Annotated in this window: 13 protein-coding genes; 7 read left to right on the top strand and 6 right to left on the bottom strand. The window is 57.7% G+C overall.

What is annotated here, in order from left to right; all coding sequences use genetic code 11:
• Positions 1-6: 6 nt before the first annotated feature.
• The gene (locus AB7951_RS18055; RefSeq protein WP_441255973.1) at positions 7-1,164 is read right to left on the bottom strand and encodes an AGE family epimerase/isomerase; all 1,158 of its coding nucleotides are present in this window, start codon (positions 1,162-1,164) and stop codon (positions 7-9) included.
• A 416-nt stretch (positions 1,165-1,580) separates the two neighbouring features.
• Here AB7951_RS18055 and AB7951_RS18060 point away from each other — a divergent pair, with 416 nt between their 5' ends.
• The 6 genes from AB7951_RS18060 (at position 1,581) to AB7951_RS18085 (ending at position 7,698) form a co-directional block, all read left to right on the top strand.
• Positions 1,581-3,032, top strand: coding sequence for a glycosyltransferase (locus tag AB7951_RS18060; protein WP_441255974.1), 1,452 nt, complete (start codon positions 1,581-1,583; stop codon positions 3,030-3,032).
• A gap of 11 nt (positions 3,033-3,043) precedes the next feature.
• Positions 3,044-3,781: a class I SAM-dependent methyltransferase gene (locus AB7951_RS18065; protein ID WP_175366737.1), complete on the top strand. Its 738-nt coding sequence runs from the start codon at positions 3,044-3,046 to the stop codon at positions 3,779-3,781.
• 7 nt (positions 3,782-3,788) lie between these two features.
• The gene (locus AB7951_RS18070) at positions 3,789-5,450 is read left to right on the top strand and encodes a hypothetical protein (protein ID WP_441255975.1); all 1,662 of its coding nucleotides are present in this window, start codon (positions 3,789-3,791) and stop codon (positions 5,448-5,450) included.
• Entirely contained in the window at positions 5,431-5,919 is a 489-nt protein-coding gene (locus tag AB7951_RS18075; protein ID WP_441255976.1) for a GtrA family protein, read from the top strand. The genes AB7951_RS18070 and AB7951_RS18075 overlap by 20 nt, the downstream gene beginning before the upstream one ends.
• Before the next feature lie 52 nt (positions 5,920-5,971).
• Positions 5,972-6,820: an FkbM family methyltransferase gene (locus AB7951_RS18080; RefSeq protein WP_441255977.1), complete on the top strand. Its 849-nt coding sequence runs from the start codon at positions 5,972-5,974 to the stop codon at positions 6,818-6,820.
• A 101-nt stretch (positions 6,821-6,921) separates the two neighbouring features.
• A complete protein-coding gene (locus AB7951_RS18085; protein WP_441255978.1) occupies positions 6,922-7,698 on the top strand; it encodes a GDSL-type esterase/lipase family protein in 777 nt (258 codons plus the stop codon).
• A 106-nt stretch (positions 7,699-7,804) separates the two neighbouring features.
• Here AB7951_RS18085 and AB7951_RS18090 read toward each other — a convergent pair whose 3' ends face one another.
• Entirely contained in the window at positions 7,805-8,758 is a 954-nt protein-coding gene (locus AB7951_RS18090; protein WP_441255979.1) for an NAD-dependent epimerase/dehydratase family protein, read from the bottom strand.
• Between the two features lie 222 nt (positions 8,759-8,980).
• On the opposite strand from AB7951_RS18090, the gene AB7951_RS18095 reads away from it, so the two are divergent.
• Positions 8,981-9,892, top strand: coding sequence for an alpha-1,2-fucosyltransferase (locus tag AB7951_RS18095; RefSeq protein ID WP_441255980.1), 912 nt, complete (start codon positions 8,981-8,983; stop codon positions 9,890-9,892).
• A gap of 20 nt (positions 9,893-9,912) precedes the next feature.
• On the opposite strand, the gene AB7951_RS18100 is transcribed toward AB7951_RS18095, so the two are convergent.
• From AB7951_RS18100 to gmd, 4 genes are all read right to left on the bottom strand, one after another.
• Complete coding sequence (locus tag AB7951_RS18100; RefSeq protein ID WP_441256121.1) at positions 9,913-11,064, bottom strand: glycosyltransferase; 1,152 nt, start codon at positions 11,062-11,064, stop codon at positions 9,913-9,915.
• 16 nt (positions 11,065-11,080) lie between these two features.
• Positions 11,081-11,830, bottom strand: a complete 750-nt coding sequence (locus AB7951_RS18105; RefSeq protein WP_441255981.1) for a glycosyltransferase — start codon at positions 11,828-11,830, stop codon at positions 11,081-11,083.
• Positions 11,831-11,840: 10 nt separating this feature from the next.
• Complete coding sequence (locus tag AB7951_RS18110) at positions 11,841-12,779, bottom strand: NAD-dependent epimerase/dehydratase family protein (RefSeq protein ID WP_441255982.1); 939 nt, start codon at positions 12,777-12,779, stop codon at positions 11,841-11,843.
• 280 nt (positions 12,780-13,059) lie between these two features.
• Entirely contained in the window at positions 13,060-14,160 is a 1,101-nt protein-coding gene (gmd, locus tag AB7951_RS18115) for a GDP-mannose 4,6-dehydratase (RefSeq protein ID WP_175366746.1), read from the bottom strand.
• Positions 14,161-14,162: the final 2 nt, after the last annotated feature.

Genomic DNA, 14,162 nt, shown 5'->3' on the forward strand with positions numbered 1-14,162 from the left:
AGGCGGTCAGGTGTCGAGCACCCGGTCGGCTTCGGCGACCGCGCATAGAATATGATAGAAGGATGACGCCGGGATCGCATCGACCAGCGAGCGTCCCTCACCGTCGAACTGATCGTACCAGCCGCCTTTGACGGGATGCTGCAGATAATACTTGTCCAGCCGCACCAGCGCCGCCCGTGCCTCGTCGGCCGCGCCCTCAACGCCTGACTCCGCCTGCGCGACGAAGGCCTTGATGATCTCGGTCTGCGGCCAGCAGCGCCGTGTGGCCTTGACGATATTGCCCTGGGCGTCGCCTTCGTCCACCAGACAGCCGGTGGCATCGCGATAGCGCAGCGCGGATTCGAGCAACGCGGCACGCTGTTTGCCGGTCGGACAGCCGGTGATGCGCTCAAAGCCCTTGAGCAGCCAGACCCATTCGGCCTGATGGCCGGGCTCGACGCTGACCGGTTCGATCCGCGACCAGTCCTGTTCGAAATACTCGCCGAGCACGCCCTTCTTCGCATCGAACAGATTCGACGAGAACAGACCGAACAGATCGCCGGCCCGCGCCTGGAACGCCTGATCATGGGTCGCGTCAAAGGCCGCGATGAAGGCTTCCAGCAGATGCATCTGCGGATTCTGCCGACGCGGCATTGAAGCCGGCACACCCTCCACATAGCCGCCATCGGGCGAACGCAATTGCGTATCGATGAACTGCATCAATTCGTCGATCTCGGCGCGCACCTTTGCATCGCGATCGAGTTGATACACAGTCGCGAGCGCGAGAAGGACGAAGGCATGATCATATGTGTCGCGCAGCGGATTGAGCACCGAGCCATCGGGCGCGAGGATATGCACGAAGCCGGGCTTGCCATCTGGCGACTTCGCCTTGGCCAGCATGTAATCGAGACCCTTGCGCGCAATCTCGGCGCCCTGCGGATACCAGCCAAGCTGCGCAGCCTTGGCGAAACAGTAGATCTGGCGGGCCTGCACGCGGACACGGCGAGGGGCCGCAAGATCCGGGCCGCCTGCCGAACTCAATCTCTCGACGAACCCACCCGATCGCGGGTCGCAGCCTTCTGCTGCCCAAAGAGAAAGCGCGTCCTCGATCATATGTAATTTTAGCGCCCGGACTATGTCGGTGAGGCCGGTTACCGGGTTTGCTGCGCTGCCAGACTTGGCCATTTCAGTCCTTGAGAATGATGCGGTGCGTGCAAGGCTCGGGGATCGTTCGCATGACCTCGCGGTCAAGCATTAACTAGCTGATTTATGGTTTAAGCATAGACCGTCCGCCAGCAGAGGCGAAGGCGGACCTTCAACGGGACGCCTACTCCCCTGATCGAGCAAGACGGAACCATCTATCTCAAAGACCGCCTTTGAATCTATCTGCGTGAAATGCTTTTATGTTGTAGGCAACGGTCGCGCCCGGCCTGCACCGCCTTTAGATGCAAATACAACAAATAACAACTCCAGGTTGAACAATAACTCTAACCGCAGATGGCTCAAAAATGCGGTTTAGGTGTTTCCAGATAGTATCGTGTTTCAAAAAAGACTAATTGGAGGCAGCTAACCCGATTGCCAACTTTGGATACCAGTTTTTCATGAACGAGCGTGCACCTGAGTCCTCTCTTTCCCCCATGGAGGTTTATACTGCGGAGAGAAAAAGGCATTGGGGTTCAAGAACCACCATTGAATGTGGAAATAGCGCCGCGCCTCGCGCCTATCGACGGACACTCGCCCATCTGTACCGCTTTCTGGTTCCTCAGGGAGCCCGTGTTCTGGAAGTCGGATGCGGCTCAGGAGATTTGCTTGCGGCCGTACAACCGTCACGCGGTTATGGAATCGATTTTTCGGAAAAGAGACTTGAGCGTGTCAATGCGACCACCCTTCCGAGGGTGACCTTTCATAACCAGGACGCCCATTCCTTCAGAGTCGACGAGGCTATCGACTACGTCATCCTGTCTGATCTGGTTGACGATCTCTGGGATGTCGAAGCCGCCCTTCGTAACCTTGCCGGACAGATCTCGCCGGATACCCGAGTCATCATCAATTCCTACAGCAAGATCTGGGAATGGCCGCTTTGGCTTGCCCGCAAGTTTCGGCTGGCGACACCCCTGTTGCGACAGAACTGGCTCTCGCCGCACGACATTCAAAACATCGCAAGACTTGCGGGTTTTGAATGCGTCAGCACGTCGCCGGAAATTCTGTTGCCACTGGACATCCCGATCCTGTCGACGCTGTTCAACAGATATTTGGTTCGTCTGTGGCCGTTTCGGCTGTTTGCATTGACCAATTTTTACGTGCTGCGCAAACGGACGCTCCGCCCCGAGGCGGAACTCACGGTCAGCGTGATCGTGCCAGCCAGAAACGAGGCCGGACATATCGCCGATCTGCTTCGGCGAATCCCAAAAATGGGCCGCGAGACGGAAGTCATTTTTGTCGAAGGTAATTCGACGGACGATACGTTCGAGGTCATTCAGCGCGAACTCTCCTCGCGCACCGACATCACCTCTGCACTTTACAAGCAGGACAAGAAGGGCAAGCGCAACGCTGTCGAACTCGGCTTCGCCAAAGCCAGCGGCGACATCCTGATGATCTTGGACGCGGACATTTCTGTCCTGCCAGAAGATCTCCCCAAATTTCTGCGAGCATGGTCCAGCGGTGCCGGCGAATTCATAAACGGTGTGCGTCTTGTGTATCCGATGGAAGGCAATGCCATGCGCCCGCTCAATTTGCTGGGCAATCGCGCGTTCAGCCTCGCGATTTCCTGGGTGCTGGGGCAGAAATTGCAGGACACTCTTTGCGGCACGAAAGTTCTGCATCGGGATCAGTATGCGAAGATTGTTGCCAGCAGATCGTATTTCGGCGACTTCGACCCGTTCGGCGACTTCGACCTGATTTTCGGTGCAGCCAAGCAGAATTTGCAAATCATTGATTTGCCGATTCGCTATCACGAGCGTGTTTACGGCGAGACCAATATTGCGAGATGGCGGCACGGCGTGATCCTTCTGAAGATGGTTCTGCTCGCGGCGCGCAAATTCAAATTCCGATAGAGGGTGAAAATGTGAAGACCGCCGATCTCGACGATCCCGCAGTCACCAATCAACGCATCGAAACCCTGCAGAAAAAGAAGTTTCTGAATAGGATATATCGGGAATGGTACGCGACGATTGAAGCCGAACTTCCCGCGATCTCGGGACCGGTGCTCGAGATTGGTTCGGGCGCCGGATTTCTCAACGAGTATATTCCGGACCTGATCACGTCGGATGTCATGCCCGTGCGCGGCGTGCAGCGCGTGTTCGATGCGTGCGAGAGTTTACCGGAGGATTGCAAGGCGTTGCGCGCGGTCGTCATGGTGAACGCATTTCACCACCTGCCGCGCTCGCAACGTTTCCTTGCAAACGTTTCCACGTCACTAAAATCGGGCGGCCGCTTGATCATGATCGAGCCATGGAAAACGCCGTGGTCAACCCTCATCTACCGCAAACTCCATCACGAACCTTTTGAGGATACGAGGACCGACTGGGATTTCGAATCGTCCGGTCCGCTTTCGGACGCCAACGGAGCGCTGCCCTGGATTGTGTTCGAGCGCGACAGGCAACGCTTTGACCGCCTGTTTCCAGATCTTGTTTTGAGAAAGACCTCGCCCCTGATGCCGGCCAGCTATCTCATTTCGGGCGGGTATACCGGACCATCTTTGTTGCCAGCACCGCTTTACCCGGCGTGCCGGACGATCGAGAAATGGACCGGCCTCGACAGGCTGCTCGGCCTGTTTGCTCTGATCTCGATCGAGAAACGATGATCTGCAAATGGACGATGTGAAGGCATTTGAGATGAACCGTTCTATCTCCACCGGTCTGCTCCTGATCGTTCCCGTATTCTGCTTCGTGGTCGGCCACATCCTGCTCCGATCGTATGAGCCAATCTATTTCGGTTTTACGAACCTCGCCTTTGGCTATGACTACGACCCAAGCTACGCGTACCTGTTCAATGGGGCCGCCGTCGCCGATCTGCATTCGCCAGGCATCGTCGTTCATCCCGGCACGACGTCATTTATCCTGATCGCCTGCTATCTTCGCCTGTATCAGGCGTGGAATTGGATATCGACGGCAGGCCAGCAAAACCTTCTTACCATCATCCTGAGCGATCCTGAAGCGGCTCTCAGGTTCGTATCTCGCGCGAATATGGTACTTTTCGCTTTTTGCGTGTTGTGGCTCGGGTTTGTGGCAAAGCAAGCGCTCCGGAACACGGAGGCAGCGCTCCTCATCCAAACACTCCCTATTCTATATGCCGAGTTCGTTCGCCCAGGCATGATTGGAGCCGAAGCAACGCTCATGGTTTTTGGCGTCCTGCTGCTGTCGCTATTCTTGCTCGAGTGGACGGTCTATCGAGACGACACGCTTGACAAAAAACGCTGGCTTCCATTCGCAATCGGCTTGTGTATCGCCGCCATGCTGGTCGCAAAGATAACGAGCGCTCCGCTTCTTTTGCTGCTTGGAGCGATAGAAAGTCGACGAAGGCTATTGCTCGGCGTCGCCGGGGCCGTCGCGGGAATCGTGCTGCTGCTGCTTCCGATATTGCCCGGCCTCCTCGCAATGGCCAACTGGTATGTGGAACTCGCAACCCACACGGGGCAATACGGCAGTGGCTCGACGGGTGTCCTGGAGTGGGTGACGGTCAAAGGCAATGCATCGCGCTTGCTGAAGAATTATTGGCTCACTGGGCTGCTGCTCGTCGCTGCATCCGTCATCGTCGCTTCATCTGTCAGAGCCAGCCACAACTCCTTCAAAGAAAGGATGTCCGACTGGCGCAGCCGCTTTGTCATCGCAGCGCTAGGCGCATCGCTGCTGCTGACCGCCCTGGTTCTGAAGCATTTCGGATTCCGCTACTTCGTGCCGTGTGTCATCGTATCATCCCTGCTTCTGGGCCTCTGCATCTTCCTGCATTTCAGCGAGTTGCTGCCACGGTCGTCGCGCCGCGCGATCCTGGCTGGCTCCCTGGCGTGCTATGCCGTATGGTTTGCCGCCTTTCGGGCGCCGGAACTGCCGACGAGCCTGTCACAGCGGGATGAAATTCAGCGTCGATCCAAATTCATGCAATCGATGGCCAGCCTGAAGGCGGAACTTCCGAATTCGATCTGGATCGGAGCCTACGATGTTCACGATGTCAATTATGCCGTGGCGTTCGGAATCGGGTACGCGGGCGAACGAATTGCGCGCCAGATGGCTGGGCGCAGCCCGCTCGTCGCCTCATACAATCGCTGGAATAACAAATTCTGGCTGAACGGCGAATGGGTGCCCGGACAGGTCATCACGGAGCTTGTACGTCGGGGGAAATCCGTTTTTATGCTGTTGCCGAACGACTTGAGCCCGCAGAGCCTCGACGTGCAGGTGCAGTTGGAACGCGAGCTGTTTGATGGGACACATGTGTATCGTGTTATGGATCATCTAGATGGCAAGGGCAGCAATTAGAGGCGCAGGTTCAGGCATGCATCAGTTGTGGCGAACAATGCGGTTCAGTCAGCGTGGTAGCTTCCTGCTGCTTCGCTACATTTTTATCGGATTAGCTTCCAATCTGATTTTTTTGGTGATTTCCAACCTCGTTTACAATCAGACTGGAAACGGATGGCAGAGTTCTCTGGTCGGCGGCATCGGATCAGTTTTCGTGTCGTTTATGGGCCACGGCTTAGTGACCTACAGATCCGTCATTCGACCCATTACGGTCGTCAAGTTCTTCTGCCTGGTCGGCTGGAATCTGATGATGATCCAGCTCATCACCTACGGCACCCATTCGATTCTTCGCCTCCCCTATCTCGTCACCACGTTCATCGTCATCACCATCATTCCATTTACGTCGTTTCTCTTCAGCCGATATTACGTGTTTAGTCCGGGATCGCGAGATTGCTACGATGTGTCCGAACCTGCGCGTCCCGAGCGGTAAGAGACTTTAGCGAAGCATTGACGACGGACGTCTCGGAGTAGCCAGAACTGAAATGAAGACGCGAACCAAAATAGCCATCGCCGGCTTCATGGCGAAGCCGCTGATCGCACTGCGCGGAGGCCTTGGAGTCGGCCCTATCGTCCGAACGCGGCGGAGCGACTTCAATTGGGAGCTTGATCTGCGCGAGGGAATCGATTTTTCGCTATACGTCGCGCAATACGAGCGTCGGACCACGCGCTTTCTCACCACGCATTTGAAGCGCGGCGACATCGCGCTGGACCTCGGGGCAAATATCGGAGCACAGACGCTCCCGATGGCCCAGGCGGTTGGCGACACCGGGCGTGTTATCGCCGTTGAAGCGACCGACTACGCCATGAGCAAGCTTCAGCGAAACCTGTCGCTCAATCCGGGCCTGACGAGCCGCGTGACCTGCGTTCAGGCAATCCTCAGCGATTCCGACGGCAGCGAAAACAACAGCATCTATTCGAGCTGGCCGATCACCAGCACGGCGGAGGATCTTGACCGGCATGGCGTGCACGGCGGCGTCCTGAAATCGACCAACGGAGCGTTTCGCTCCCTGGACGCACTTGTAGCCGAACTCGGATTGCCCAATGTCCATTTCATCAAGTTGGATGTCGATGGCAATGAATTGAGCGTTCTCAGATCTGGCGCTGAGACAATTCGCCGTTACCGACCCAAGATGGTGGTCGAATTTGCGCCGTATCTGCATCGCAGTGTCCCGGGAGGCTTCGAAGCTCTACTGCAATTCATCGGGGATGCAAGATATGCGCTCTACAAGACAGATGGCGAGACGCCAGTAATGGCCACGACCGATGCCTTCGATCAGATCGTGGATGACGGGGCCAGCATTGATCTCGAATTGCGTCCGCTACCGCTCTAAAAACAAGGTATGCGGCGTACCGATGACACGACGGGTTCTCTTCGCTACAGGTCAGAAGATCATCGAGCATCGAGTGATCTGCGCTAAAACGGGTTAATTCCATGAAGACGATCTGGTCCGCGGCGCTGGTTGCCGCTCTTGGCGCTCTCTCCGGGTCGGTCTATGTCGGCGGCCGGGCCATCTCCGACAAGATCAGCGCTCAGACAGCGCAAATTTCTGCGCTCTCAAGCAAGACCGAGCTCCTGCTGGAAGACCTTCGCGGAAACGCCAGGCCGGAGGCAGGACACCTGCACACCGATGTTCGCGTGAGTGCGATTCACAGTCAGATGGACCAGGTGACGGATCCCGTCGTCGTGGTCGGCGACAGCATCACTGAACTTGCGCTATTACCGGCCGCGATCTGCGGCAGGCCCGTGATTAATGCAGGCATCGGCGGGCTGGCGATCTCCAATTACTTGCCACTCGTCGACGCGATCTTCGGAAACAAACGGGTGCCGCTGATCGTCGTCGCACTGGGCACGAATGATTCCCAGAAGGCATATCGCGACGCTGCGCCAATTGCCAAACGATACACTGCGTTGACAGCGGCGCTGACGGCCAAAACCGATTCATTCGTTTATGCCGGGATCCCCCCGATCGAAAAAGCACCGCTTTCCGACATGTACTTTTCCACAGCGTTGGCGGATCAAAACGATAGCGACATACGAAAGCTGGCCGATGCGCGCTCTATCGCCTTCATTGACTTCAGAGCAAAGATGTCGGGCGAAAAGCTGACGACCGATGGCGTCCACCTGACTGCGGATTCATACAAGCCATGGCTGACGGCCATGGTCGGCACGATCCAACAAAAGCTCGGATGCAACGTCGGAAGCAAATAGACGCGGCGCTAAACGGCATCTACCGTTTTCAAGGCAAGCACTCTCAACGCCGCAGCGACACGTCTGCCGCCCGAACGACAATTTGCGCGGTGCGTCTCGTCTGCCGTCACTGTCCTGAAGAACAGCCTGCACGTCGGCGCGTTCTGTAAAAGGCGCCAACCGCCCTCAGGCCCTCCTCGGTCAAAACCAAGGGCCGAAAACCGGCGTTCTGGAGCTTTGTGGAATCAACGACGAATTCCTGTCCAATACGCCCCCAAATATCCGGGCGCCCGACGAGACGGAGCAGACGCTCGAAAAACGCCGGCGGTACCGGAACGAGGCAGGGTTGCCTGCCGAGGCCGCGACGAAGCTGCAAGAACATTGCGGAGACCGTGATCGCTTCGGGATCGGCCACGAGAAACGTCTGATTGAGAGTCGCCTCGCCGTCGAGACAGAAGATGACGGCCGCGATCAGGTTGTCGATCGCGAGAAGCGACCGACGAATCTCAAGCGCGCCAAAGGGAAGCGGCAGTGACAAACGGGCAAGTCGGACAGCGAGCGCGAAATTCGCCTTGGCAGCTGCGCCATAGACGACGACGGGACGGAGAATAGTGTAAGGCGCGCCGCTGTCTTCCACAGCACGTTCCGCTGCGATTTTGGCACGGTCATATGCGGTCGCCGGATCCGGCGCGTGACTTTCTATTACAGCAGCTTTCGAGGTGGACCCGGCATGCACACCGGCCGACGACATGAAGATCAGCCGCCTGACGTCGTGCCGCTGACAAGCCGCCGCAAGAGCCGCAACGGCACCTCGATTGACCCTATCGATCGCGTCGCCGTGTACGCCATTGCGATGGGCAATTCCGGCCAGATGAACGACAACGTCCACATTCGCCAGCAGCGAAGACCATTCAACCGCGCCCCGCAGATCCGGCAATTGAACCCATTCGACCCGTCCTGATGGAAAGTTCGCGCGCTGCCGCGAAGCGGCGCGCACCCGATGGCCGGACGCGACCAGAGCCGTAACAAGAGCCTCTCCGATGAAGCCGGAAGCGCCGGTCACTAACACGCGCAACGCCATTAAATCCCCTATTGAAAGCGCAGCCGACCATGGCGGACCGTGCAGCGGAGCAACGTCAGTTCAAAGAATCTGGGGAACATGAGAACCGCAACGACGCCAATCACGCCTGCACATGGCTGACATCCATTGCGTGCGTGCATCGATCTGCTATGCGATATATGTCTGTCACAGCCAATACAACCCATCCGAGCATACGCCGCTCGTCCCAATATCCATTGGCTGGTGACCATTATCTCCATACGCATTCGCTATCACAACGCCCATGCCCTGGTTGAGATCTTGATGTGCACAGACCAACGGGCTGCTAAAGCGGCCAAGATCAGCACCACACTCGTTTATACCGACGATCAGGGTCGGCTCGCCAATCAACTCTTCAGCCATGCTCATCTCCTGGCATTCTGCCTGGAGCACTCACCTCGCTTCTCGCTGTTCAATCAATCACTCGCGCCTTTTCGCCAGCACCTTGGTCGTGGCACCGAAGTGTTCGGAGTCCCTGCTCGACCGTTCACGCTGGTAGCACGCCTGCTATTTGCCAGATGGAGCATCAGGCGATTCATGAAATTGATTCCCCCAAGCACAAACAGTCTTGCCCGCCCGGATTGGCTCGCGCGACATCGGCACGTTGTTCTTCACGGCCTGCGAGACTGCGATGCCTCTCTCCTTCACCGGCATCGGGAAGGGGTTCTCGAACGTATTGCGCTGCGATACCATCAAGAGCTCGTCGGTGAGATCGCCGCAAGGGCCCGGTCTGACTGCGACTATTTGATCGGAGTGCACATCCGGCACGGCGATTTCCGAACATTCGCGGGCGGCGCTCTATTCGTGCCGACGTCCGATTATGCCCGCGCAATGCTGGAGGTCAAGAAGTCGACGCCGCACAGGATTTCGTTCTTGGTCTGCTCCGATGAACGGCGTAATGAAGCCGAGTTTCCCGGTCTCGATGTGACGATTGCAACCGGCACATCACCGGCCGACGACCTTACGCTGCTGTCGAGATGCAACGGCGTCATAGGCTGCCACTCCACCTTCGCCGCGTGGGCATGTTTCGCAGGAAATATCCCGCTGCTTCCGATCGAAAGCGGAATGCCAGCGGCGACCATTCGCGAGGCTGCCAAAGAATTTTGGACCAGGTAGTCGTCGCCTAGAACGCCTTTTTATCCGGGGGCCTTTGCAACCCGCCTGTAGATCGACGCATAGGCCCCTGCCATCCTCTCTGCCCGGAACAGCGCCTCGAAGCGCTCGCGCGCAGCACGTCCCATTGCTGCAGCCAGCTCCGCGTTATCCCATATCCGTGTCATCGCAGACGCCAGCGCAGGCGGATCTGCAGGAGGCACGGTGATCCCTGTCTCGCCGTCGATATTGACGTAGTCCGTTCCCGTGCCCATGGCGCAAGAGATCATCGGGCGGCCGGCACGTGCCGCCTCCAAAAGAGCAACACCGAATGCTTCGGAGCGAAGATGCGAGGGAAAAATGAACCCGCAACACAAGTCGAGCAGAACCGCTTTTTCGGCGTCGCCGACTGCGCCAACCATATGCAAATTTGGCAAACCTGCACGCTCGATCGCAGCGCGCTCTTCACCATCGCCAACGAGCACGATTGGCAGGCCACTTTGCCGCGCGGCTTCGATGAGGAAGCTTACGCCCTTGTAGTAACGCAACACACCGACGAAAAGGAAGAAGCGCGGCGGCAGACGCACGGCAAATGATGTCCGCAGCGCGGCATCGATGCTGCCCGGATCTGCGTCAATGCCGATAGGCACAACCTCAGTCACCAGCGGAAATTGCCGCAACACCGGACTGGTCTCGATGTAGTTCGGCGAGGTCGCGACAATTGCGCTCTGCAAAGCGAGGAAACGCATCATCAACGGCCGATACAGCGCGAGCAGCCCCGACTGACGCACGATGTCAGAATGATAGGTGACGATTGCAGGCCGCCCGCGCCCGTGAGCCAGATGCAACAGATCCATGAATGGCCACGGGAAGTGGTAGTGAATGACGTCGGCCTGGCTTACGCGGTCGCGAAACCGGCGAAAGGCGGACAGCGACAGGCCCGTGGATGCGACGAACGCATCCTGGCGCGCGCGAAACACACGCACGCTATCAAAATCGATTTCGGCAGGTTCGGGCGACGGACTGACGGTAAAGACCTCACCGTCGATGCCAAACGCTCGGCCGAAGCGTATGATGCCATGTATTACGCGTTCAATGCCGCCGAACGTATCTGGCGGATAAGTCTTGAAGACGTGCAGTACCTTCAACCGGCGACCGGCGTGATCGTCCCGTACAATTTCTGCTTGTGTTGTCATGACCTGCACTGTGCGCTCAACGCATCCCACGCAGTGCTTTGTACCAGACCGCATAGGGTTGCAGCAGCCACCACTTGAGCGGAACGCGGCCCGCATGCCGGCGCACCACGGCAATCGCCTCGCGATAATGCTGGCTGCGATACGTGTTGGTCTTGGTACCGGGATGATCGCGATTCACGGCGACGTAGTCGGGAACAAAGGCAAGGGGGCCGCTTGCGTGATAAAGCCGCCACCACAAGTCATAGTCCATCGCCATTCGCAGTGAGATATCGAGTCCACCGACCCGCTGCCATGCCGATCGGCGGATCAAGGTCGCAGGCTGGGAGACGATGCAGCGTTGAGCCAGACGTCGCAGTTCGAACGGCTCGACCCAAACCGGCGTGCGCCGGCCATTGGCCTCGTTATGGTTCCAGGCGCGACCATACGCAGCCGGGGCGGATGGGGCAGCCTCGAGCGCATCGATCAGCCTGTGCAGCCCCCCGGGGAGCAACAAATCATCGCTGTTGAGCCAGGTTACGAAGGGGGCACTTCCAAGCGCAATGCCTTCGTTGATAGCCGCTGATTGTCCGTCGTCTTTGTGGCTGCGCCAGCTCGCCAGATGCGGAGCGTAGCGCTGCAGAATTCCCACCGATCCGTCAGTCGATCCACCATCCATGACGAAGATCTCAAGCGGCACGTCCTGATCCGTCAAGGACTTCAAGGCCTGTTCAAGATACTGCGCCTGGTTGAAGGACGGCACCACCACAGTGACGAGCGGATTGGTCATGCCTGATCGTTTACATCGCAACCTGATGTCGAGCAAGGAAGTCGGCATAAGCCTCGCGAATACCGTCTTCCAGCGAGATGCGCGGCGACCAGCCGAGTTCGCGCAGACGGTCAATATTGAGCAGTTTGCGGGGCGTGCCGTCCGGCTTGGAAGCATCGAATACGATCCGGCCGCTGAAGCCAACGATCTCCATGATCGTCCTGGCGAGCTCGCTGATGGTCACATCGGTGCCGCGGCCCATATTGTAGAGCCCTCCCTCGATGCCTCTTTCCATCATGAACACGCAGGCGTCGGCAAGATCGTCCACATCGAGAAACTCGCGGCGTGGCGTGCCGGATCCCCACACGACGAGTTCGCTCGCGCCCGCGACCTTGGCTTCATGGGTCTTGCGGATCAGCGCCGGAAGCACGTGGCTGTTCTGCAGATCATAATTGTCGTTGCGCCCGAACAGATTGGTCGGCATCGCAGAGACGTAATGCGTGCCGTACTGGCGATTATAGCTCTCACACAGCTTGACGCCGGCGATCTTGGCAATCGCATAAGCCTCGTTGGTCTGCTCGAGCGGACCAGTCAGCAGGTAGTCTTCACGGATAGGCTGCGGACAATCGCGCGGATAGATACAGCTCGACCCCAAGAATAGCATCCGATTGATGCCAGCTTGCCAGGCGCCGTGGACCATGTTCGCCTCGATCATCAGGTTTTGATGGAGGAACTCGGCGCGATAAGTATCATTCGCATGAATGCCACCGACTTTGGCGGCAGCCATGAAGATGTAGTCAGGTCGGGTGTCTGCCAGGAACTTTGAGACGGCGACGGAATCGGTCAGATCGAGTTCAGCCCTCGCCTGGGTCACGATATCCGTATAGCCGGCAGCAAGCAGCCGGCGGACGATCGCGGAGCCGACCATGCCGCGATGACCGGCGACAAAGATCCGAGCATTCTTGTCCATCTGCAGTTTCCAACTCTCACCGACCAACACCGGCACGGACAGTCATTAGAAGCGAGCACATTACGTGCGTGCAACGTCGCAAGATCAGAGAAGTCTGCCGATACGGCATCTACTGAAGCACCCACTATCCGGCCGGAAGGCCTGATCGGATCATGGAATGCCGAAGTGCGCTGTGAGCTCACTCCCCAGATATCAGTCCTCATGCTCCGATCGTGATCGGACGCATGCCCCTTCACACGTCCAAGCCCAACACGTTTACCTTCGCGGGCCAGCCGGACGCTCATTCATGATAGTTCATCGACTTGAAGCCGTGGCGCTTGACCAGTTCATCACGCTCGGCCGACCGAAGATCTTCGCGAACCATTTCCGAGACTAGCTCTGCAAACGTCGTCTTCGGCACCCAGCCAAGCTGCTTGCGCGCCTTGCTGGCATCGCCCAACAGTGTTTCCACCTCAGCAGGTCGGAAATAGCGTGGATCAACGCGGACGATCGGTTGAGAGGGATCGGCGCCCACACGATTTTCCCAATAACCGCGTTCCTGGACGCCTTTGCCTTCCCAGCGAATCGAGATGCCCAATTCCTTCGCCGCGGCATCGACGAACTGGCGTACCGAATATTGAACGCCGGTCGCGATCACGTAATCTTCTGGGTGTTCCTGCTGAAGCATCAGCCACTGCATCTCGACATAGTCACGCGCATGCCCCCAATCGCGGAGCGCATCGAGATTGCCGAGATACAAACATTCCTGCAGACCCAGCTTGATGCGCGCGAGCGCACGCGTGATCTTGCGCGTTACGAAGGTCTCGCCGCGAACAGGGCTTTCGTGATTGAACAAGATGCCGTTGCAAGCAAAAATCCCGTAGGCGTCGCGGTAGTTCACTGTAATCCAGTAAGCATACAGCTTGGCCACCGCGTAGGGCGAGCGCGGATAAAACGGCGTGGTTTCGGTCTGCGGCGTTTCCTGAACCAGCCCGTAAAGTTCCGACGTCGACGCTTGATAAAATCGAGTCTTCTTTTCGAGGCCAAGAATACGAATGGCCTCTAGGATACGCAGCGCACCCAGCGCGTCGGAGTTGGCCGTGTATTCCGGCTCCTCAAACGACACGGCAACGTGAGACTGAGCTGCCAAATTGTAGATTTCCTCCGGCTGCACCTGTTGAATGATGCGCACAAGACTTGATGAGTCGGTGAGATCACCATAGTGCAGGATCAGTCGACGATCTTCTTCATGGGGGTCCTGATAAAGATGATCGATACGATCCGTATTGAAAAGCGAAGCGCGGCGCTTCACGCCATGCACCTCGTAGCCCTTCTGGAGGAGCAACTCGGCCAGATAGGATCCGTCCTGTCCGGTGACGCCAGTGATCAGAGCTTTCTTCATCG

This window comes from Tardiphaga sp. 285_C5_N1_2 (assembly GCF_052076065.1).
Classification (GTDB): domain Bacteria; phylum Pseudomonadota; class Alphaproteobacteria; order Rhizobiales; family Xanthobacteraceae; genus Tardiphaga; species Tardiphaga robiniae.